Source organism: Pseudomonas sp. ASL7 (assembly GCF_056680375.1).
The window spans coordinates 1,581,025-1,603,233 of the sequence record NZ_CM155279.1 but is presented as its reverse complement, the minus strand read 5'-3'; the positions used below and the strand labels follow the sequence as shown (position 1 = coordinate 1,603,233).

The 22,209-nt window shown below is 52.5% G+C and carries 15 protein-coding genes and 1 pseudogene; 9 read left to right on the top strand and 7 right to left on the bottom strand.

Features of this window, described 5'->3' with window-relative positions; genetic code table 11:
* Positions 1–343 precede the first annotated feature (343 nt).
* Positions 344–940: a SagB/ThcOx family dehydrogenase gene (locus AC1MDT_RS07275; RefSeq protein WP_480421387.1), complete on the top strand. Its 597-nt coding sequence runs from the start codon at positions 344–346 to the stop codon at positions 938–940.
* Between the two features lie 29 nt (positions 941–969).
* Here AC1MDT_RS07275 and tnpC read toward each other — a convergent pair.
* Positions 970–2,562 (bottom strand): annotated as a pseudogene (gene tnpC / locus AC1MDT_RS07270) (IS66 family transposase).
* 207 nt (positions 2,563–2,769) lie between these two features.
* Here tnpC and AC1MDT_RS07265 point away from each other — a divergent pair.
* Positions 2,770–3,378: a hypothetical protein gene (locus AC1MDT_RS07265; RefSeq protein ID WP_480421386.1), complete on the top strand. Its 609-nt coding sequence runs from the start codon at positions 2,770–2,772 to the stop codon at positions 3,376–3,378.
* Positions 3,379–3,479: 101 nt separating this feature from the next.
* Here AC1MDT_RS07265 and AC1MDT_RS07260 read toward each other — a convergent pair whose 3' ends face one another.
* From AC1MDT_RS07260 to AC1MDT_RS07245, 4 genes are all read right to left on the bottom strand, one after another.
* The gene (locus tag AC1MDT_RS07260; RefSeq protein WP_480421385.1) at positions 3,480–3,791 is read right to left on the bottom strand and encodes a DUF7693 family protein; all 312 of its coding nucleotides are present in this window, start codon (positions 3,789–3,791) and stop codon (positions 3,480–3,482) included.
* Positions 3,792–3,850: 59 nt separating this feature from the next.
* Positions 3,851–4,048 (bottom strand): hypothetical protein, encoded by a 198-nt coding sequence (locus AC1MDT_RS07255; RefSeq protein WP_172790919.1) that lies wholly within the window; start codon positions 4,046–4,048, stop codon positions 3,851–3,853.
* A gap of 200 nt (positions 4,049–4,248) precedes the next feature.
* Positions 4,249–4,650: a tyrosine-type recombinase/integrase gene (locus AC1MDT_RS07250; protein WP_480421384.1), complete on the bottom strand. Its 402-nt coding sequence runs from the start codon at positions 4,648–4,650 to the stop codon at positions 4,249–4,251.
* 93 nt (positions 4,651–4,743) lie between these two features.
* On the bottom strand, positions 4,744–6,078 hold the full coding sequence (locus tag AC1MDT_RS07245) for a tyrosine-type recombinase/integrase (RefSeq protein ID WP_480421383.1): 1,335 nt from the start codon (positions 6,076–6,078) through the stop codon (positions 4,744–4,746).
* Between the two features lie 1,763 nt (positions 6,079–7,841).
* On the opposite strand from AC1MDT_RS07245, the gene AC1MDT_RS07240 reads away from it, so the two are divergent.
* The 7 genes from AC1MDT_RS07240 (at position 7,842) to AC1MDT_RS07210 (ending at position 16,350) form a co-directional block, all read left to right on the top strand.
* Positions 7,842–8,471 (top strand): hypothetical protein, encoded by a 630-nt coding sequence (locus AC1MDT_RS07240; protein WP_480421382.1) that lies wholly within the window; start codon positions 7,842–7,844, stop codon positions 8,469–8,471.
* 112 nt (positions 8,472–8,583) lie between these two features.
* Positions 8,584–10,410 carry a transposase gene (locus AC1MDT_RS07235; protein ID WP_480421381.1) on the top strand — a complete coding sequence of 609 codons (1,827 nt, stop codon included), beginning with the start codon at positions 8,584–8,586 and terminating at the stop codon, positions 10,408–10,410.
* Positions 10,411–10,412: 2 nt separating this feature from the next.
* A complete protein-coding gene (locus AC1MDT_RS07230) occupies positions 10,413–11,276 on the top strand; it encodes a TniB family NTP-binding protein (RefSeq protein WP_480421380.1) in 864 nt (287 codons plus the stop codon).
* An 8-nt stretch (positions 11,277–11,284) separates the two neighbouring features.
* The gene (locus tag AC1MDT_RS07225; protein ID WP_480421379.1) at positions 11,285–13,864 is read left to right on the top strand and encodes a TniQ family protein; all 2,580 of its coding nucleotides are present in this window, start codon (positions 11,285–11,287) and stop codon (positions 13,862–13,864) included.
* Positions 13,865–14,778: 914 nt separating this feature from the next.
* Positions 14,779–15,042, top strand: coding sequence for a hypothetical protein (locus AC1MDT_RS07220; RefSeq protein WP_480421378.1), 264 nt, complete (start codon positions 14,779–14,781; stop codon positions 15,040–15,042).
* Positions 15,043–15,187: 145 nt separating this feature from the next.
* Complete coding sequence (locus AC1MDT_RS07215) at positions 15,188–15,571, top strand: histone-like nucleoid-structuring protein, MvaT/MvaU family (RefSeq protein WP_480421377.1); 384 nt, start codon at positions 15,188–15,190, stop codon at positions 15,569–15,571.
* 557 nt (positions 15,572–16,128) lie between these two features.
* A complete protein-coding gene (locus tag AC1MDT_RS07210) occupies positions 16,129–16,350 on the top strand; it encodes a hypothetical protein (protein ID WP_480421376.1) in 222 nt (73 codons plus the stop codon).
* Positions 16,351–16,593: 243 nt separating this feature from the next.
* Here AC1MDT_RS07210 and AC1MDT_RS07205 read toward each other — a convergent pair whose 3' ends face one another.
* Together AC1MDT_RS07205 and AC1MDT_RS07200 are read right to left on the bottom strand one after the other, a co-directional pair.
* The gene (locus AC1MDT_RS07205) at positions 16,594–18,633 is read right to left on the bottom strand and encodes a hypothetical protein (RefSeq protein ID WP_480421375.1); all 2,040 of its coding nucleotides are present in this window, start codon (positions 18,631–18,633) and stop codon (positions 16,594–16,596) included.
* Between the two features lie 10 nt (positions 18,634–18,643).
* Positions 18,644–22,204: a C-terminal helicase domain-containing protein gene (locus tag AC1MDT_RS07200; protein WP_480421374.1), complete on the bottom strand. Its 3,561-nt coding sequence runs from the start codon at positions 22,202–22,204 to the stop codon at positions 18,644–18,646.
* Between the last annotated feature and the right edge of the window lie 5 nt (positions 22,205–22,209).

Genomic DNA, 22,209 nt, shown 5'->3' with positions numbered 1-22,209 from the left:
TTCGAGCCTCGCGAGAACCAGACAATGCCTCACTCACCCTACATAGTGCACGAAAGAATAATTATCGACGACACCTAGGGAATGGCGCGTCTCCTGCAGGATTTCGTGCTCTATCAGTATGAAAGCGACAGATAAGCGGACGGTGAAGACAATCCTGTGGCTGCCTGAAAGCATCTGAACCTAATTTTTACCCTCCAAAGCGTTAGCTAATCGCGGCCTTAGGCGCTGAGCAGGACGTACTCAGCGTCGCCCTATAGCGGTGATTGCAGCTATGAAATTGTTTCATTTTTTTGGTGCGCGAGTCTGTTATGGTCAGATGAAAACCTTGCAAGGATAGAAAGTGGTGGATACTCCAAATGTAGCCGTATTGAAAAGCCTCCTGTCTGCCAGACGGAGTGTTAGATCTTTCAGAGAGCACCCGCTTTCTTTAACCAGTTTGGAGACGTTGCTGCATGCTGGACAAGGTCATACGTCTCCTGACGGAAAACGAACCGCACCATCGGCCCACGCCCTGCATCCACTTGGACTGACTGTGGTGGTACGTCGAGTGCAAGGGTTGACACCAGGGGTATACACATACGACGGGCATACAGGGAAGCTCTCTCGCTCCGGAGATGCGATCGATGAAGGATCATTAAATTCAGCGGCTTTAGGCGATGAAAAGTGGCTCGAAGACGCACCTGCCGTTATCGCTATTGTCGCCGACCGAGAGGCGGCAATTCGTCATTTCGCCGGTCAGCAATCTGACGGTTTGAGAGGGGCTCGCTACGTTGATTTCGAAGCTGGGGCAGTAACTCAAAATATGTATTTGTCCGCCACGGCGGCTGGCCTAGGCGGGGTAGTAGTGATGGGTTTTGATGACTTGAAAATGGGCAAGACCTTAAAGCTCGAGGCCCCAACCTTTCCAGTTGCCCTTTTCTGCGTAGGACATACTCTTTAGTCGAGTCCTGAAGGCGTTAACTTGTGTTGCTAAGCTCGCGTCCATTGATGCGGCAGCAACTCCGTAATCTCACTCACCCGCTGCGTCGGCAGGCGTGTGAGCACATCCTTCAGGTACGCGTACGGATCATGTCCATTCAGCCGCGCCGACTGGATCAGACTCATGATCGCGGCTGCCCGTTTGCCGCTGCGCAATGACCCTGCAAAGAGCCAGTTCTTGCGCCCAAGAGCCCATGGCCTGATTTGGTTCTCACACCAATTGTTATCAATAGGTACGGCGCCGTCATCCAGGTAGCGCGATAGCGCTGTCCAGCGTTTCAGACTGTAATGGAGTGCTCTGCTGATGCCTGAACCTTCGGGCACGAGGTCACGCTGGGCGAGCATCCAGGCATGCAGCCTATTTATCAGCGGTACGGCTTTTTCTTGCCGTATTTGGCGCCGTATATCCGGCTCCAGATCGCGGACTTCGCTCTCGATTTCGTACAACAACTGGATATGGCGCAGGGCTTGCTCGGCGAGCGTGCTTTTATTCGTAGCATGCAGTTCGAAGAACTTACGTCGAGCATGGGCCATGCATCCGGTCTCGGTCACGCCGAGTTCAAAGCTGGCCTTGTAGCCGCCAAAATCATCGCAGACCAGCTTGCCCCTCCAGTCTTTCAGGAAGTTGCGAGCATGCTCACCGGCGCAGCTGGCGCTGAAGTCATAAACTACAGCCGCTGCCCCGCAGAACTGGCTAGTGGCGTACGCCCAAACATAGGAACGGTGAGGTTTCTTTGTTCCCGACATGAGCATCTGCACCGGTGTTTCATCGGCGTGGATGACCTGTTGCCTAAGCATTACCTCACGCAGCGCATCGACCAGGAGGCTGCAACTGCACACCAGTCATGCCCAACCCATTGAGCCAAAGTGAAGCGAGGGATCGCCAGGCCTGCCCGACCAAAAATCGATTCCTGACGGTAAAGCGGCAGATGGTCAGCAAACTTCGCGATCATGACGTGCGCAAGTAACCCGGCAGTCGGGATGCCCTTGTCGATGACCTGCGCCGGAACAGGTGCCTGGATCAGCGTTTCGCATTCATCGCATACCCACTTGCCCCGCACATGGCGTTCAACGGTAAACACGCCGGGCGTGTAGTCCAGCTTCTCGCTGACATCTTCACCGATGCGCTTGAGTGCGCAGCCACATGAGCAGTGAGTGTTGTCCGGTTCGTGATGGATCAACGTGCGCGGGGAACTCTGCCGGCAACGCAGTGCGCTTCGGCTTCTGCTTTTTCTCGGTCGTATTTATCACTATTTGCAAGGCTTGAAGTTCGGCTTCAATCGCGGCGATATCGGTGTCGATCAGGTCATCGAGCAAACTGGCCTGCTCAGGGCTCATCTGCTAACTGCGCTTTGCAAATTTCATACGTTTGAGCTGCGCGATCTCGAGGGTCAGTTTCTCTATCACCGTTTGATCGCGGTTGATCTTCTTGCCCATCGTTTCGACAGTCTTACCCATTGTCTCAACTTTCTTACCCAACGTGTCGACCTGGTGGTCGAGCGTCTGGACACGTTGCATCAACTGCGCCGCCAATGCGCGCAGTTGCTCAGGTGTCAGATGGTCAAAAGTGGGAATAGAAGTGATGGTGCCGATTTTGCCAGACTAGGCAATTGGCAGCGATAGATCGATCGGCTAGCGTTTCGAAGCGAGTTCGCGATACGCCGTACCAGCCTGCACGAGCCTAAGCCACTATCTGGCCGCTTGGTTCAGAGGCCTAGTCCTCAAATATTTCACCCGTCGCTAAAGTTTTCCTGCACAGCGTCCGTTGTTATTTTCAAGAACAACGTATTGGTGAAATTTGTTGGCAAAAATGAAGTACGACCAGCAACGTTTTTTGCGGAGCGCGAATTTGTTTGCTGGCGTGGGCGGGAACATGACGAGCTGTATTCGTGCAAGGTGTCCAGGCAGGGGGATCACTATGTCGGTCTGATTTTAGACATCATGCCCATCAGGCTCTCCGACGCCATAGCTGAAGATATCGCGCGCTGTCTCTACGATGCCGTGCTCGTTACCGTTGGGAATTTGGCAGGATTTGTACCAACGCCTACCGCACGCGACAGCAAGCTTGAGAGGACATTTCGAAAAAGGGTGTCGGGCGAATGGAGCTACAGTTCTGATGGCCGATTCGACGGCCATGAGACAGAAGATCAAGTCTATGTTGTTGAGCTTGCAGTGGATGAGAGCGACAAAACTGAGAGGGTGGGGGTCTATACAATTGAAGGCGGTGGGGTAGAGCTTGTGTTCGACTTCATTGGTTATTCATTCAGCATGCTCGACGCGGTTTGGCTTGCTAATGCGCTAATGGAAGCGATGGGGCGTGAACCACTAGATACCCTGGAGACAACGAGCATGAGTTGCAGTCCTATGGCAGGCATCCATCCAGCTGAAATCCGAGTGTAGCTATAGTCCATTCTGTGCAATCAGCTGGGCTTTTTGTGAAGTCCTGTTTTCCGCAGAGCGTTTTCGCCACGGGGATTGTCGAGTGATACGTTGAGGTGGAATCAGATACGGCGGAGGAGCTCCTCGAGCTGGCGATGCTCGGCAGGGGTCAGAAGGTCGATAGGATCGGATGCATCTCTTGAGTTGAATTCGTACCTTCGGCCTTCGGGGCTGTAACAGCTATCGCAGTAGTCTAACTCTCCGCAGTCGTTGTAGAGCGTTATCACCCAGTCGTCGACGTTAACGGTCATCAGCCCGCAATGGATCTCATCCCAAGTGGCGTTTGTAATTCTGCGCATTGAGCGTGAAATCGTGGGGGCATCGCGCAGCACTACGTAGACCTCCCGAGCGGTGAGCATTTTTTTATCTGACATGGCGTTCCTCTCGGCCTGCGGATCTCAAACACAACAGCGTACTTCACCTTGCATAGAAATTATTTGTCCCTTTTCAGTGTGACGAAATGCCGAAGCCCTAAGCGCGCCGCTATGACTTTGTCCTGGATCTCAATTGGGTCAATGGACATGCCTCCATCCGCGGTGACGGCGAGGGTCTTGAGGTTGTTAACAGCTTTGATGAAGGCTTTTTCTCTGTTTTTCTCCCGCTCCGAACGATCATCAGTAAACCATGCCATGGCGTTACTCCTTCCTCTCTAACTTGCCTTCACGTTGTGTAGCTTAGGGCGCATCGATTTGCGCCATTGGGGCTCGAACCGCCAGCCCTGCAAATGCCCCCCCAGCATCGACATAGCACGCAAGGTAACACTGGCGGCTAGTGACGTGCGGCGCCGACCGGGGAAGAGCAGAACACCTGTAGGCTTCGCATGCCTAGGAGTCAATCAGTGCGTGGGTGATCACCGGAAATTCTTCTACTCTCAATGGAGGGCGTCTGCTGGGCCGCGCGCAAAGCAATTCCGCCGAACGACACGCTAGCATCCACATAGCGCAATGCGGATTTCATGTCCTTCCAGCCCACATAACCCATCAAACCCTTGATGTCCCAACCGTTCGCAGAGGCCCAGGTCGCAAAGCCTCGCCGCATCGAGTGGCTGCTATACAGCTCCGCTGGCAATCCAACCTCTCTGAAAATGCGGCGAAGAACGGGGATCAAGCTATGCGGTTGCATGGCCTTGCCTGACAGATTGCCCCAGCGATCAATCCGCTGGAACACCGGGCCTTTCGCGATCCCGGCAACTGTTATCCAGTTGATGTAGGCCTCCAGCCTAGTTGCAGCCACGAATCTTTGAGAGGCGGATGAGGAGCCGTTTGGGAAATAGCTTCGTCACGAGCCCGGAAAGGGATCGATCAGATCGAGTATCCGGGACTTTCTTTAACCTCTGTCGCGCATCCCTATGCCTCGCACCGAACGACTGCGCTCCTGGTCGTGCGAGTGGTAGTAGACATCCTGAGTTGTGCTGAGACTGCTATGACGCAAGTCCATCTGCAGATCCTTGGGACTTCGCAGCGGCGCATCGAGCGTCGCAGAGGTATGTCTGAGCCAGTGCGCGGAAGCCACCCGCAGACTATTCGTCTCGTGCTCGCCGCGCTCCTCCTCGCGCATCCGCGCCAACGCGTTATCGAATACCGATTGGAGGAGGGCGCGCACCTGCCGACCGGAGAGCCCTGGACGACCACGCAGAGTCATGAGCAGAGCCGTCTGTTCATTCCACTCAGGCAGCGGAGACAGCCCAACAAAACGCCGGTAGCGCGTCAGATACTTGGAAATATACTCTTCCCTGACCGCGACCTTCCCGGCCTTGTTACCTTTCCCGATCACGTGGTACCACCAGTTGCCCTCAGGATCGAGTCGGAAATCACCCATGACCGGATGCCAGTTCGGTCTGCCGACGATGTCGGACACCCGCAGATACATAGCGAACAAGGTCGCGACAATGAACAATGTGCGCTCATGCCGGTAGGGTTCCTCAACTGCCATATGCTCAGCGGTTTCCAGCACATAGTCCCACTGCAAAGGGGTCAGAGCACGGTTAGTCCCTTCCTCCTGAGGGGTTCCACGGTTGAGGCTTTTCTTCTTGATCATCCGGAAAGGGTTGGCTGCAACCGTTCCGTCTTCAAACATGTACTCAAAGAAACGGCTGCAAATCGTGTAAATCTGGTTAATGGTGCTTTGGGAAGCCTTGTATCGCGTGACGACACCGGGAGCCGCGCCAAGCTCTATATCCTGGGAGGCATCGTCAGGAGCCGGTGTCAGTCCGTCCGATATATCCTTAGTACATTTTAGGCTGAATGGTCTCCATTTTGGATTCGGAATGACGGGCTCACCCCACGCTGATTCGGTATGGTCACAAGTCACGAACCGACCGCGCACAATTGGGCCTATCCACTCAGCGGGAGGATTACGGCAAAATTCCAGATAATCTTCAGCATCTTGTCGTTTGAGCTGAGAGAAAGCTTTTTGCCTTATGATAAGTGCCCATAACAGCAACCGCTCGACATGAGTTCTATAAGAAGTGAAAGTCAGGCTATTGTCCGAAAAAGCACGAAGAAATTCCCGCGTCGTCAGATAACCCTTGTTGGCCTCCACTAACGCGGGAAACTTTTCAATATACTGGCGAATGCAAGTCATACTAGGTTCACGCAAACTAAAGTCCATATCAATGAAAATTTCATAGGTCTCAAAAATAGGCATTGGTTGCGTAGACATCTTGGTGCATACCGTATGATTTGGCTGTGATTGGAAACTTCCAATAATGGAAGTAACTGGAAGTTAGGGCAGGGCGGCTGCATTTTTCATCTTCCCTAATCTGAACTGATGAACATTGATCGATGGTAGCCCCAGAAAGACACCGCTGCAACTCCCCTTGCTCAGCGGATATAGTTTTTAGTTTCAACTTGACAAAAGCCTGAAGCGTGCACTAAGAGCGGTTGCTCTGTTGGTTTTTCCGCTAATTTTTTTGTGTGGATTTTTTCTCTTTATGTCGTGCTCGGGATTTTTTTATTTAACTATGTATTGTCAGATCCAGCTTAATTCTCCGTACCATTTATGGATTGAGATCTTTCTGAATTATTCCAAAAATCACTTAACCTAATATTGTCAGAGTGTGCGAATTCTGTTTTTGCTTCTTTGGGGTTTGTGGGCTTAAAGCGGAGTTAGGCTTGTTGGAGCGGCTTTTCTCGGCACACGGTCAGTGGCAATTGTTGTGTAATTCATGCTTCAGGCTCTGCATTGACCGAATGATATGCGCTGCAACGTAGTCCAGGCAGATCTCAATAAATGAGTGGAAAAGCACGAATGGTTTTTCCATTTAAATCTTTAAATGGAAACGCCCTCTGGAACATCCACTTATTTCGTTGAATACCTGAGAGAGCCCTGTTTTCGTGGGTTTCACGGGTTTTAAGTACGATTAGCACATGGCATTTCCACTTATTGTTTTAATAAACAACGGCGCCATCGAGGGAGGCCACGATCCAGCTACGTGTTGTTGATCATGTCGTTCAGGAGCGGCGGCGAGCAGGCATGCATCAGTGCGTGATTGCAACACGAACGATGGTGGATATGGCGCTGGCCCGGTATTACGGGGCTTTGAGGAAGTTGCAGCGGCTTTGAGAGGCTTCGGTTTAGGGGCTGGTGTGCAAGCGGACGCTGAGTTTCAGCAGGTCTACGGAAAGACCTTGGCAGCGCTCTGTTGGCATGGAATGTCCACTTGTTTCGTCTCAGGAAACGGAGGGTGGGAATGTCCACTCATTGCCTCAAAAATCGCTGGAACCCCTGTCTTTCGTGGGTTTCAGGGCAGCCATGGATTCGCACCTTCGGATCTCAGTCCATTAATTTCTCCTTGGGCTAGGGAGCTATTACATTTGAGTTTAATTAATAAATATTGTTGTTAATCAGTAGTTTACGAATTTTTACCTAACAGATTTTTCCACTGATTTCGTTAAAAAAACCTGTCGCATTGGCATGCTGAATGCGCTCAAGCCCTCGGGCATCAAGGGTTTGAGGGGAATAGCAAGGGGCTTTCCACTTAAACCGCGATTGGCGCATTGGGGGCAAAAAGTTTCAATTTCGCGGGGTCGCAAAAATGAACACCTATTGTGACCAGCCCCTAAATCCCGATCTTCCCCTCAGCCCCCGATTTTCCTGAACATCGTCCCCTCGCGAGTTGAAAAGCAGAAAAAACTTTAGGGATTTTCTCCATTTCAATTCCATGACAATAAAAATTTCACGCCATAACTAATTGATTTTATTAGATAATTAATAAGAAGAACTTTTTTTGATTGACGGGCTAGTTTTGCGTGCTAGACCTCAAATATGGCTTTTTGTTTGGCAGTATTATGTCGTTGTGCCACTACTGATTAAACATACATAGCCTAAATTTGGGGAGTGATGCTTAAACCGGGTAGTGATAGATGCAGTGGCATAAGCAGCTTCCTCATCCCTTTAGCAATGCGGACTAGTAGAGGCTCATCATGGCTGACGAACGACCCACCCTCAGACTCGTCAAGACCGACTCCGTAACTAGGAATCGTGAGAACAACAGCTTGAACAAGTCGTATCACTTTGTTCCCCGCGTACCGGAGAAATATGAGTTGCTGCCGAAGCTCAGGTTTATGAGACTTGATGGTTTGCCCATGTTTTGCATTCAGTATCTCGGCGAACGAGATCCCGAACCGGTGCTTATATTGAGCGGCTTCGTAAATGCGGACATCTTTCCTGGTGCGGTAAAAGGGCTGGCATATGCTGATCTATCCATGACCCAGGAGCCGTGGCCACACAACGTCCAGATTGATATGCAGTCGCTTGACGCCCGGGCGTTGCGCGGAATCATGGAGCGCGCGGGTGAGCAATCACCGCTTCCTCCTGAGGCAGAGGGCGTCGTCGTGCACGCTTTCCAATTGGGCTATCTACGCCAGTGTATGGGTAAGCGTGCGGTTTGGGAGATGGTCAGGGCCAAGTGCCAGGAAATAGGTATCAAGGCACCGTCCTACAGGATCGTGGCGTCGCGAGTGGATTGCTTGTTTTCGCGTGAGGTTTTGCGATTCCACCCATTGACCCGGCCAAGTCATTTTAACCACCCAAGGGGCTATCCAGCGGACTAGCTCTAAAACTCAATCCTGGCAGTTTTGCCATGTAGTCAAACTGCTGGGTTTACCGACTAGTACGGCGCTCGCGCAATAGCGGCGCCGTATTACGTCGCCCAGGAGGTGTGCCATGGGCACATACACCAATCCAGACGGTAGCAAGCAGCTCGTAAGTTATGATGAACACATTTGGGTTGTTGAGGATATTGATCCTATAACCCGCAAGTTGCATCTCAAGAATCTTCGTAACGACACGCTGCGCCTGGTGAATTCTGCGCTTGTAGAACCAGTTGATCACGACACGTTACTCCAAGCGGCCGCAGCGAAGATCGCGGACAAGGCAGCCAAGCGAACGCTAATCCTTGGGGAAGACTTTACTCCCGAGCAGAAGGAACAAGCGCGTCACCGCTTTGAAATCATCGAGAAGCAACTTGGGGGCGGGGCGTCAGCGGAAGACGCGGCGAAAGAGTGTGGATTGAGCTTGCAGCGTTACTACGAAGTGCGGCGAAGCTTCAGTGCGGAGATGGGCCCTATCAGTCTTCTTGGGAAAAAGCGTGGGCGAAAAAAAGGGACGAAGGTCATTACTCAGGAAGTTGAAAAGATCATTGCTGATCAAACCTGGCTTTACCGGGGACATGGTGCCTCATACCGAACAGTGTGGAAGGGCGTCCAGTCGGCTTGCTTTGAGCTCAAGATCAAAGACGTACCTTCATACGAAACGATATGTGATCGTATGAACAATCTGCCCGAGCATCAGAAGGATCTTCAGGTTCATGGCAAAAATCACGCAGATGATCACTTCAAGCTGCGTGATGGATTTCGCGAACTCAGTCGTCCCCTTGAACAGGTACAAATGGATCACACGGTGGCAGACGTTTTCCTTGCTAGCCGTTTTGACCGTCAGCATCCCGTTGGTCGACCTTGGATCACATTGGCTATATGCGCAAAAACAAAGGTGATACTCGGGTACTACATCAGCCTGCGGTATCCCAGCTTGTGCAGCGTTGCTCATGCTCTGAAACACTCAGTGTTGAGCAAGGCAGAGTTTATGAAGAGCCTGGGCTTGGAGGATCACGATTACGAATTCTATGGTGTGTTTGATGAACTGCTGACCGACAACGCGCGTGAATTCCGTTCCGGAAATCTGGTGGCCGCTTGCGCCATGGAAGGTATCAAGCTGCTGCATCGTCATCAGAAACAAGATGGCGGGATCTGTGAGCGTGTGCTCGGCACGCTGAACATCGGCTATGTTCAGATGCTCCCCGGCGGGACGGCGTCCCGGACGCGAAAGGATCGGGATTACAACCCTGAGAAACACAAAGTCCTGACGCTGGAGGAGCTCCTCCATTACTTCACCCTGGCAGTGTGTGAATATCATGACACCGCTGGTGAGGATGGGAAAACGCCCCGTGACCGTTGGCTTGAAGCCATGCGGGACGAGAACGGCCGCGTCATGATCCCTCGCAATGTGCACGATGCGAAGAACTTCATTATTGAGGTTTTGCCTGAAAAATACCCTACGGTCAGCAAGACCGGGATCAAGGTCAACGGTTTCCGTTATTCGAACAATCTGCTTCGCCACCTGATCGGCAAGCCTATCCGGGTCAAATACGATCCCGCAAATCTGTCTGCCGTTCTTGCACGGTTCGAGGGCGAGTGGATAGAAGTGCCCGCCTGCGAGAAGACCACCGGAACGCTGACGGCCAAAGCCATCTTGCAGAAGTACCTGAAGCGCGCCGGCAAGCTGGGCGAACGAGCGGTCAAGGCTTTTCTCGCCCGTTCCGAACAGCTTCGTAAAGTAATCTTGCTCGATACCCCTGCCATGCGGAAGCAGCGTGAAATCAGCGCGGATGACAAGGAGGATGCTCTCCTGCACCACCACGAACGGTCGGCAAAAAAACGCAAGGTCGCCCTTCGCAATTTCTCCGTCGATATCGAACCTTTCGAAGGAGAATAGCTATGGACTTGGCGCATCTCGCTCCAAAGGTTCAACAGGTGGCCATGCTCGGTGCTGCTGAGCGCATTGCGTATTGCGATAACCCTGTCTGGATCAGGACGGACAGCAGCCGTTCATTTATCAGTGATGTTGAGCGCCTGGTTGAGTTGACCCGTCTGGGCACCCGGAGCTGCATGGCACTGATCGGTATCAGCGGCATTGGCAAAACAAGGATGATCGAGCGGGCCGAGGAATTGCTCAATACTCCAGACTCTACCCAGATTTTGAACATTGATCTCTCGGACTACGGTCGCCACATCGACCTTCAACAAATCTTCTTGAGCCGCTTGGGGTTCACGGAGTCGGTTAAGTCGCTGTGCACGGCCAGCGGCATCAACCGTATCAGTGAGAGGATCAAACAGATGCGATTGGCCGTGTGCATTCTTGATGAGGGTAATGCTCTAGCCGGAGTGAAGAACATGCTTCTCCAACCTAATTACACCTATCTGCGTGCCATCGCGAATCGTGATTTTGGGCTCAGTTTGGTGGTCGCGGGGACTGAGGAACTGAAGGTGTTTTTGGGTATGGATCCTCAGCTTCGCTCTCGTTTTGGGGTCTGGGAAGTACCTGCGTGGGAGGCGGACGCGGAAAACTTCTCCCGATTCCTCAAAGCTTTTATTCGATTTATACCGCTGAGGAAATCTTCGGTTTTGGATGCGAAGGAAATTCAGGAGACGCTGGTAAATAACTGCAGGGGCAGCACTCGAGATATCGTGCGGGCTATTATCAGTGCCGCCAAGGTGTCCATTGAACTCGGGCAAGAGTGCATTGATGAAGATTTGCTCAACGTGTGCCTGGAAGCCAGGCTTCCAGGCTACATAGACTAATCATCGACATGGGGCTGTCCTGGATTAACAGTTCTCTAAACCAGGCACCGTTTGAGCGCGTGCTTGCCTCAATTGGCGAGCGAGGAGAGGATACTCAGGGCAAGTTAATCATCGTGCGGGGTGAAGCGGGAGCGGGTACAAGCGCTTTCGCTTCACACCTTCATTCAGTGCTGATCCGCAGACAAATAAGATCTGCATGCGTCCTCCGCTCACCATTCAACACTGATTTTGTCCTTTCCTCTCATCTGCTGAAATCTCTAGGATTACCCACTTTCTCTGCAGATATCATCTCGGGGGGACGGGTAGGACGCCATTACGTCGCAGCCTTTCATCTCAGAAAGTACAAAGCAGTTATTTTTGAGGATGCTCATGACTACTTTCGTAAGTATCAGACCAAAATCCAAGGTACCTACGACTCAGTCCACCAGCTGACAAAGTCTTCATATGGTCATTGCGTGGTGCTGTGCGGTCTCTACGATGTGTTGACGACTGTGGGGATTCGGGCCCGAAGCATGGGTATGGAAGTGGAGTTCGTAGACCTTGAAGCGATGAGCTGCGACGAAACTTATCTGAGCTTTGTTCGGGATGTTGCAACGGCTTGTGATCGTTCAAATAACATCCACCCATACCTGCCACCGGCTGTCTTAATTTCACAGGCCCCATACCCATCCACGGCGACCGAATCGCCTGCAGCAGCACCTGCCATTGAGTCGGCCCCCGGTGCTGAATGCCAGGCTCAGCTTGGAGCAGCGTCGTTCCTAGCGCTTCAGTCTGTATCGATGACAAGGAAGGGACTCGATGTCCGTACCCTGCATACTCATACGAAGGGGTTGGTCGGCAATACTGTGTCAGTGGTGAGAGGGCTTATTGCAGGGTTGAAAGTCGGCGGGCAACAAATAAAATCCGATGTCGTCGTGGCCGCAACTTCTAGGTTGGGTGGGGTTTTCCACGGCACAGGGCTTTTTACCGGTTCGCCAGAATCAAAGCCACCAAAAATTCCAGTCTCCCACCATCTTTCATCAAACAGCGGTTCATTCACGCACCTTGGTGATGACGTGCTCAAACGCTCCACCGATCAATCGCTCCCAAATGACGGAAACACCACAGGTCGCGGCCAACAGGCCGCTGGATCGGCAGAGCCGTCCCGTAACCAGCATGATCGGTCTCGAAATCCTCCCGCAACGCCGCGGTTACAACAGATGGAGGTGCAGCTGGAGCTTACGCTTGGAGTTCCTCCTGGAGTGATACTTAGATCCTCAAGTACATCGAGGATCAGCCTTTCGAGTGGACTCTCAGACCAACAGCCAGCCGCAGTACCTGCGCAAGTCTTTTGGGATGGCCTACCCGGTAATAACCCGGCTTTGACTAGTCAGTCAGTGCGTTTCAAGCCCAAGCAGAGCCAGCCCTTTTATGCCTTTTTGAAGCCTGTTCACGATGAAACCCTGGGGTCATGGCTTTCACGAAGTGCTACGGCTGGTTCCGTCAGAGGCCTCCACAACGGCTTTCTTGATTGGTGCACGGGATTGCTTCAAGAAGGCGCAGAGCCCCAAGGATCAAGGCCTGGTCGCGATTTTAGCCAGCAAACGCATTGGGCAAACCATCCGGGGCCCGGAATGGCTGATGCGGTAGAAGAGACGCCGTGGAATCCTGATGTCCTTCTAGGCAATGCACGCCATCCAGATTCCGGTGATCATGCCAAATGTTTAGAATACGATGAGCTTTACTGCTCTCAAGTCTTTCTGGACGTCTTTCCTGACCCATTACGCGCTCATCTTGCTATGCGTTTCGTGTTGCCGAGCAATTCGGTAAGACGACATGAGAACAACCGTTTTTGCGCACAATGCCTGGCGGACGATGTTGCTGCGATGAGAACGCCGGCGTTGCGGCGTGAATGGCGTAAACGAGGTGCTGCAGTCTGTACGTCGCATCGGCACCCAGTGCTGCTTCAGCAGTTGGAAAAGGGGAGCCTGAGTCAGCTCTCGGGAGCATGGCAAGCCTATATGCAGCACACCCAGCGAGATGATTTTGATCATGGTGTTGGCCTGGTTTCCCGGAGCAGCAAGGGCTATCAAGGTACATCTATTGAAACCAACGTTTGCCGAATTGTCCGGCGGATTCAGGAATGGGTTGAGTATGCGCCAGCGTTACCGAACGCTCTGCAGCCGTCTAAGTACGCCCTTTATTTCCTGTTAGGCTTTTTCTTGTATCAGGGAAATCTCGTGAGCGATGGCGGAGTCGCCCGGTGGTTTTTCAGGGCAGCACCTCGCTCAAAGCTGAACTCCCATGGGTATAGCAAACCGACAGTTTCTCAAATGGTCAAGAATATCGAATCAGCAAGCCCACGTTCACTGGCAGTAGCTTACTTGCTGTTAGGGTGTGCGTTTACACTGATTACGAAAGAGGAGGGTGAATTACTTCGCAGAGCTTTAATGTTCACAGGTCACTTATTCCCCGCGGATCGTGAAGAGCTGAAAGCTCTGGCGCATTGCTTTCAATCTTACCATATGAACGCTGTGTGGGAGAGCGCAAGTCGCAATCTATCGGCAGAGGATCTGATCCATTTGGCTTGGTTATTAAGGAAGCATTAGTCTGTAGCAATGTCTACGTGCTAATAGGGGAAGTTGGTTAGGTATTCCAAGGCTGGCTGGAGGTACAGGAAGCTTCGCAGCAACGTTCACACTTGTTTGGGTGAGAGTATGGTCGGCTACATAAAGGGCTTATCACAACATAAAGCTTTGGAGCCTGGCTTAACCCGCTACCTCACGGTCACCTTTAAGCGAAGTCGTTCAGCTCTTTGATAGATGTAATCAATGGGACGCTTAGCCGCCAAAGCGTACGAGGGAACAGGGCGGCGGGAGAAACAAGCCGGCCGCTGACAGGCCAACACGTGTCAGTAGGGCACAGTGGCGAAAGGAAGGGCTTTAGCTAAACCCGGCATTTCGTTTGCACCCTTCAAGCGGAAGTTTTCTCAATTTATGCATTACCCGAGAATTCTAAAAACGTCGAAAAGCCTTGAGGTAGAGCGGTTTTATTTTTCGAATTGCTACCCTTTATTTCCCGGGCCGGGCTGTGGGCTCTCAAGAAAAGCGAAATTGAACCCGAAAACTGGTTGGAAAACGGTCTGGTCGATAAGACGTTTGGGGATCATTTTGACCTAAATTGACAAGTGTCAATTGATCAACATTCCAAGGGCAATGATGGAGGCATGTTCACATCTGAAAATGGGTGGTAGCTATTATTACAAAGTCCGATACAGTCAAGTTAACCTTATGATTATCCTAGATAAAACCCTTCGCCAATGCCTATTTGCTATCAGTTCCACCGGATGGCTTTAGAGGCGCCCATTTGCTGGTTCGTGACTGGGTGCAGATGAGGAGGGACGGCAAACCTTCGGTTACCCAAAGGTTGAGCTTTGCGGCTTGGATCTCAAATCGGCTCGAAGCCTTTAACGCGCGTAGGTCATGCGCTACACTCAGTTTGAACCCGGGCCTGGTGCGGAACCATGAAACGATCCCATACCTTCGTAAGGCATTTAGAGCTTCAGTTCCTCCTGACAAGGGTAGTCAGCGAGATGCGCGAGCTTGAGGCCAGCGACGTTAACTATAAGCTGGATCGTGAGTTCAGCAGGAAGTTTGATGAACTGATCAGTCGGTATGGCTACACGGATCAGGAGGTTGTGGAGATTGTGGAGCTTGTCCAGGAGTATGAGGCCGAAGGCAACACTGCCATAACAGAGCTGATGCGCCGCACACCACAGGTGTCGTGACCTATACGCAGGGTTGGAAGATGAGTCGGTGTCAAAATCTTGGGCATAAATGGCCTCGTATCAAAGTTTTAGCGTGGCAGATTTGGAGCTGAAACCGAGGGTGGTGTATCAGTTGATTAAAATCTGTTGAGAATGGAGAGAGTTGATGACAGCCGTAGTGGATTATTCATCTCTTATGGGACGAATCAAAAAGCTGGAGAACGACGCTGCTCTTGAAAAAGATGCAGCATTCTTGTCTGAATTCATGGCACTGAAGGCTCAGTATAATTTCACTGCCGCAGAAGTTCTCCGCTTGTTAAAACCCGGTAAGTCATTTGCGTCATCGTCCCTCACAGAAAGCTTGTATGAATTGCTCCTTTCAAAGGAAGAGCAAGCTACCGCCACTAGTACCACTGCTAAGCCCCTCAGAAGGTACAAAAATCCCCACACAGGTGAGATTGTTGAGACCCGGGGGTCGAATCACAATCGCCTTAAAGAATGGAAGAAAGAATTTGGGGCCAACGCGGTGACTTCTTGGAGAGAGATCTAGGCGCCTATGTGCTAGTGACAAGTCCAAGGCATATAGTTCTCGTTTGCCATTCCCGCTCGGCTTTGCGTCATGCCAATTTTGCCCTAACGTTCTGGGGGGACTACTTAGGGCCGCGGAAGGAGAGGGGAGCGACAGGTCGTTTCGAACGATGCAGTATCGAGCGTTGCGATCCGATAAACGTCCTGGCCCTCCCGCTTGCACTTAGGCCCTGAGCGGCCTAACTGACACCTCTCAGCTAACGCTGCGATGCTCAAGCCGGAACCTTCCCTTATCGTTTTCAGCATCGTGCACATCTGAATGACGCATGCAGCGCGCATGCCTGCTTGAATGCAGCCTGCGCCCGGTGATCCTATCGGCAGATGGTTCTCGCGATAGGACGCAGGTCGTTATGGCGCTCTAAGCTGGGCTGCTGAACCCCTTAGCCACAGTGCTTCGCGCGATTAATTATGGTTACTCCGGCTAGGCGCACGCCGCTTGTCCCGGAGCCGTGGCAGTTTTTTCAAGATGGCTGTACGGTAGATCGCTAGACTTGAAACCACATCAGAGAGGGCCGTGATATGAGCAAGAACCCGGATGTTCAAGTTTTTACGACTGAAACGCTCCGAACACACGATCTCAACATTGCGGCGAAAGTACATCAGGTTACGGTTACGAGCATTGTGCGGCAGCTCAATCAAATGAATCCAGGTCAAATCCTCAACGTGTCCCGAGACAACGGCAGTGGCTTGTACTGGCCAAAAGACAAGCTTGAGAAGATTCTCGACCATATTGATGACTGATTTTGCTGGCGATTGAGGGTATAAATGCGTCTCTCACGAGACGCTTTGAGAAGTAAAGTTTTTACCTTTTTTCCAAATCAGTCGATTGCTAAATCCTCGTCTACCGATATGTTCGCTTTCAGCACCATGTGCAGGGTCAGAGGATAAGCATCGAAAGGTCAGACGACCATGAAGACACAGCCTCGATCAGAAGCCTCCCAGCTGCCCAACGCTAACCGTCGGGCGGCGCATCTACAAACCTTCTTATGACGCGCTCCAGAACCCTTTGCGGATAACGAGCGAAGCGTCTCTGTTCGCCGGCCCGCCATGAATGTAAGCACGTGATAGGCCTTGATTGAATGTCTCGCAACCGATCTCCACCTGCACGCAGCCACTACATGAACTGCCGACATCCGTGCAGACGGGGTCAAACGCACAGTTGAAGGCAAACAGGCTGGCATCATCGAACCAACGTTTCAGATAGTGTTGGAACAAAGTCAGTAGCCCGCCCGCTGTATAATTCTGCACCGACGACACGTACAGAATTACCGACAAATCCATGGGTAACAAATACTCCTGAATACTCTTGGAGTCGTACCCCGTATGGCGCCGCGCCGTGAGCATCAGCGAATGGCTGATCGTGTGCAGCAGATGGAAGGGTGCACCTTCCTCAGGGGATCCCGGTGGAATGGATTTGCTGACCAGTCCGGGGTGTATCGACAATGTTGGATACTGACTCAATAGATAGGCGTGACTTTTCGATCTGTCATTCAGTACATCGTCACCGGGTGCCTGCAGATGAGCCGACTCGACACACCAGTGCAAGACCTTGCGAGGGTCAAGCCGGATCCAGAGCGCTTCAGTTTTGGCCGACATCGCGTATACCGACGTCTTGCCGCGCATGGCCTCATCAACCCTGTCAGCAAATGCGTTCAGTACCACTGGCGGGACGTTCGGAGTAATGGAAGGGCTGCTCTTTTCGCGGGTATAACCCAATGTCGCCAGGACAACGCGCAAATCAGGGATATGGGAAATCGATTCGACACCGTAGCGCTCTCGAATGGTTGCCCAGTTTTCGATCAAGGCACCTCGCTGCGCCGTGTCTTTGGTGGCTTCGATTTGTTGCTCAATCGATATGCCACTGACGTCTTGCTGCAAGAAAACTGATTCTAGGGCGCGACGGTGCTGCATTAAGCTAATCAGGGTTCCGTCGTCGGGAATGAGTTCGTGTACGGCATTGAAACAGCCGGAAGAACTGGCAAGCTTCGCGTCGATGTTGGCGATGTCTTTTTGCGTGGACTCCAGCATCTGCGCCATGAGCTCATCGACCTCGGCGAGGGCCGCGTACTTCAGTACACTTTCCTGCTTCTTGGCCCTTGACGCTCGCAGTGCTGCCTGTTCATCAGCGTCGGAAACGCTGGATGACAGCAGTTGGGTGAGTTTTTCCTCAAGCTCACGGCCCGTTATTTTGCGCAGCAACGCCAGCGCAACACCTTCAGCGATGTCTTGGGCCGGGCCTTGTGCCACACCTTGATCGTCATGCAGGCATCGCAACAATGTCGCAATGAGTTTGCCTCGCTCTTCACTCAAGGCAATGTATTGCGTGCTTTGTGCATAGAATGATTCACCACTGGTGAGCGGTGTACCGCGCTTGTTGGTTTCCAGCGCATAGTGATCCTGGCACGCGGGGCAGTTGTCTTGCAGCGAAGCAGCAAGCTTGTCGCCGGTCTGTACGTCGAAAAAAGATGAATGGATGAACGAACCAGCGTCACGGTAACCAATATTTTGATTACGCCTCGCCGAATGGTGAACGTAGATCGGGCTGTCATAACCGCATCGATGTACGGCAAGGTAGGGAATCTGAATCATCTCGCCCGAACACTCAGGTCGCTTACACGCGATATAGCTTCGACCGGCTCGCTGCCTGATCCGCTTTTCCATTTTAGAAAGTGCCTGATCCTCCGATAGCCAGGTTTCGTAAAAATCGATGACCTTGCATTTTTTACAACTGAGCATCAGAGGCGCCGGTGTCACAGAAATTTCAGAAGGCGACTGTATTTCCAACCGTTTCTTTTCAGCTGACGCCATGAAGATTGGATCAATCGTGCCGCCTAGCCGCGCCCAGTCGTTAACGAAGTTCATGACTGCTTCCCGCAGCTGTTCTTTGTCGACACCCTCCAGCGAAGATCCGCTACTCAGCACGCCCCTCACTTGGCCGTAAGCCTGGTTCCGCAAACGGGTGTAGGCCCCGGGAAGAAAAGACTCCCGGAAAAGTCGGCTGCGACTCACATATTCCTTGTCCATGCTCGTGTCCTTACCTGGCCAATGCCGAGAGGATCTGATCAGCTGAGCTGTTAACCGGCTTGATCAATATCTGGTTTTCAATATCGCGGAATGAGCGAAACGGCGCATGACCAAAGATGTCGCCCAGCGCTTCGCTTAGCGTTTGACCATTTTTACTGCCCGGCCAGTTTTCCAATTCATAAAACGCGTTGTCCACCCGTTCCTGAAGCGCTGAATCGAAGCCGGCTATCACCCGTGCATCGAAACGGGTTTCCAGGGCCGCCGGGATTCTTAGCGAATTAATCACGACGGCTTTCACCTGACTAGCCACCGTCTTACCGTTAGTGTCACGAAGCAGCGACACCAACGGGCTGACCTTGTTGGTCAAATCAAATCCCCAAGGTTGCTGGGGCGCCCAGTTGAGAAGAACTGATGACAGGATACCGGGCAGTGTTCGATCAATGATATTGGGGGCAAACCGGTTGATTGGCACTGAATCAACCAGCCGATCCAGGAACGTGTGGTAGTCCCCGAAATTCATGAACACGCCTGATTCGAACAACTGATGAGAAGACAGAACGCAAAATACGATGCCCGGATGCACACGACCGCTGCGTGCTGACGCCTGGATGTACTCGGACGTGGACTTGGGCCATCCTGCCATGATCATGAAGTTAAGCTCGGCAATGTCCACGCCGTGGGACACGACGCTGGTCGCAATGATATGCCGGCAGGTGTCCTCCGCTGATTTGGTTTCCACGTGCCGGATGGCATCCAGGATCATGTCCAAGCGTGTTTCGCCATCCAGAAGGCGAGCGTGACGTTCGTCGCCGGTCTTGTTATTGACCTCTTCCATGTAGCGCATGATTTCAGTGATGTTGCGCTTGCTGTTGGCATACACGAGGTCGGTGTTGAGATTTTTTTCGACATAGCGCAACGCGTCATCGGCTTGGGCGGCCGCTAACCCGCACTGTCCCAGTAGGAGAATATCGGTGGCTGCAAAGCGCGCTCGCCACTGATCGACCTGATCCAGGAAACGCGAGCTAATTTCGGCCACCGCTTGCATTGCGATTCTGCCGCGGCCGATCGGAAGAATCCCGGCAAACCAGCGGCGGATCAACGGCACGTCTGTTCCGCTATCCAAGGCCTTGCGCGCATAAAACGATTCGCCCTGATTGACGCCGGGGGCAGGGAACCGTACGGCGTGCTTCAGGTACAGATGGTGAATATGGTCTTCAAAATCCTTGATCGTGGCTGTTGCGGCCAGAACCTTAGGCGCGCGACCACCGTGGCTGATCTGCAGCGCATTCAGAAGTGTCTCGTAATGGGCGTCGAAATTCCCGAGCGATTCACGAAGCAGATGCAATTCATCCTGAACCAGTAGCGCAAAACCCGGATCTTTCATCGGCGCCACAGAGACTACCTTCACCTCGCTGGTTCGAGTGTTGTTGCCGCACTGCACTGCTTCCCAGTTGCCATTCTTGCTGACGATGCGACGATGCTCGCACTTAGTTTTCTGGGAGAAACCATGCTCTGGGCAAAAGAACCGAGCACCTCCGAAGTAATTCACAAACCGGCGGTTGTGACCGATGACCGCAAGCTTGTCTACGGTGCCTACCAGAACGGATGGCAGGTAGCGATAGCACTCCTCATCCGAGACAAAGATACCGATCTCGCCTCTGATCCCCTCACCATGAACGCCGGCATCCGCCTCAGTATTAGACCAGCAATCCTGATTACTGCAGACATGCTTGATACGCGCACGCGCAAGCTCTTTTTCAATATTGATCGAGCTCGCCAATCCACAGTAAGGGCAGTCGCTGATGAATTGATAAGCTTTCAGACGCTCTTCGCTAATCGACGGTAAAAAGCCTTTCTGGATGTCATCGCCATAGGTGCTACTGATCCGGCTGGGCGTACCTTCCCCTGTGTAATAACCGATGGTGAAGGGCCAGCCACCCAGATGCTCACGCTGGCGGATCTTGTTAGTTTGGGCAAGGACATAGGACAGTCGCTGGAATTGCTGCACCGACAACATACGCAGCGGAAAGCGCATCCAAGCGGTGGTGCCATGATCACGACCGCTCATTCGTCCAAACAGCAGGGCCATGCTGATAATACCCAGGTACGCCTCGGTCTTGCCTCCGCCTGTTGCGAACCACAGTACATCGGCTGTTTCCATGCTGCCCCTGAGCTCCGTAACCTCGGCATGGCGCTCGAAGATCGAACGCACCTGGGTCAGAATGAACCCCAGCTGGAACAGGTGCCAACCGGTAAACCGCTTGCCTTGCAGCTTGATAGCCTCGGCCATCGCTTCGTTCATCCACTGGAAGCACTGCCTCAAGTTGTCGTGGTTGCGCAGCAACTCGACACCATCCCGAATTCGAGCGATTTCAAGCTGGAATGCGTCCCTGTCTGCCATCGCAATATCGCGGTCGGCCAGGAGGCCAGCGGCTTCCATCGACTGAATGCGACTTGCCCAAAGTCCCAGGTATTGCTCCTGCGCCATTAGTAAGCTGTCACACACGACTAATGGATCGCGGGCAAGCATTCTGTAATCTGGGGCGTAATCCATCCCCACATCGCCTGACTGGGGCGCATCGACCCGCGCCTGCGCACTGACGGGCATCCCGTCGGTCACGAACCGGTTTGTGTCGGTCTGCACGACACCGCAGCTGACGCCATATCCGGGGAGGCCGTCGTTATCCCGATATCGGTAATCCTCTGGTTGCAGACGATGCGGCACCTTATGGCTTTGGCCTGACACCAGCGTTGCGCTAAGGCGCGCGTCCAGAAGATACGGAAACTCAACTCCAAAGGCTCTTGCATTGGCGAGGACAGTCTGGTTTTCAAGAAACAACTCAAGAAGAAAATGCCCCTCCTGGAGCGCACCAAATGCGCTCGGGGCAGGGCGAAGGCGTCCCCGAACATTGACCTCGTAATTCAGGATCTCGTAAGGGTCATCGATTATCTGTCCGTACACCGCTCGGTTTAATCCGGGCTGATCGGACAAAGCTTCTTCGCTCCAGTCGAAACTGAATTTGGCGCCTCCGTTGCGATTGAGGCGGCAGCGACGCATGACCCGGGGATCGTCCAACCACTGTCTCTTCTCATCACCCAGTAAAGTGTTCATAGCCGCTTTGGCGGACATCCATTCATTGGGTTTCAACGAATCGAAGCGCAACGTTATTGCAGAAAAACAAACGGTATAACGCTTGAACATCATTGGAATTGTCTGGCTTTTGCGCGGCCCGGCAGCCTCTAACACGAGATCTCGCACCATGTACTGCACATCAGGAATGTATCTGTGCACGACATCGAATTGACCGCTCAGCTCGCACCTAATGAGGCCATCGCTGTCCGGAGTGACGAGCAATACGATACCAATCGAGTTTGGAGGCTGAGGGCCGGTGTAATCGACGTCAGGTAACGGGCCAAGACAACCGACCAAGCTCAGGCGATTTGGCTCAATACTGTCATATGCCTTGCCATCAGGTGGCAGTACGTCTACGTCCTTGTCGCTGAGTCTCAAACGCATTTCTTTGAGAAATGCGGACGTCAGCCCCATTTGCTCACGATAATTGAGTGCCATGGATT

Bases quoted from the DNA above. Each gene is read 5' to 3' on its own strand.
- AC1MDT_RS07260 (WP_480421385.1), bottom strand. From the start codon at position 3,791: ATGTCAGATAAAAAAATGCTCACCGCTCGGGAGGTCTACGTAGTGCTG.
- AC1MDT_RS07255 (WP_172790919.1), bottom strand. From the start codon at position 4,048: ATGGCATGGTTTACTGATGATCGTTCGGAGCGGGAGAAAAACAGAGAA.
- AC1MDT_RS07245 (WP_480421383.1), bottom strand. From the start codon at position 6,078: ATGTCTACGCAACCAATGCCTATTTTTGAGACCTATGAAATTTTCATT.
- AC1MDT_RS07240 (WP_480421382.1), top strand. From the start codon at position 7,842: ATGGCTGACGAACGACCCACCCTCAGACTCGTCAAGACCGACTCCGTA.
- AC1MDT_RS07235 (WP_480421381.1), top strand. From the start codon at position 8,584: ATGGGCACATACACCAATCCAGACGGTAGCAAGCAGCTCGTAAGTTAT.
- AC1MDT_RS07230 (WP_480421380.1), top strand. From the start codon at position 10,413: ATGGACTTGGCGCATCTCGCTCCAAAGGTTCAACAGGTGGCCATGCTC.
- AC1MDT_RS07225 (WP_480421379.1), top strand. From the start codon at position 11,285: ATGGGGCTGTCCTGGATTAACAGTTCTCTAAACCAGGCACCGTTTGAG.
- AC1MDT_RS07220 (WP_480421378.1), top strand. From the start codon at position 14,779: ATGAAACGATCCCATACCTTCGTAAGGCATTTAGAGCTTCAGTTCCTC.
- AC1MDT_RS07215 (WP_480421377.1), top strand. From the start codon at position 15,188: ATGACAGCCGTAGTGGATTATTCATCTCTTATGGGACGAATCAAAAAG.
- AC1MDT_RS07210 (WP_480421376.1), top strand. From the start codon at position 16,129: ATGAGCAAGAACCCGGATGTTCAAGTTTTTACGACTGAAACGCTCCGA.
- AC1MDT_RS07205 (WP_480421375.1), bottom strand. From the start codon at position 18,633: ATGGACAAGGAATATGTGAGTCGCAGCCGACTTTTCCGGGAGTCTTTT.
- AC1MDT_RS07200 (WP_480421374.1), bottom strand. From the start codon at position 22,204: ATGGCACTCAATTATCGTGAGCAAATGGGGCTGACGTCCGCATTTCTC.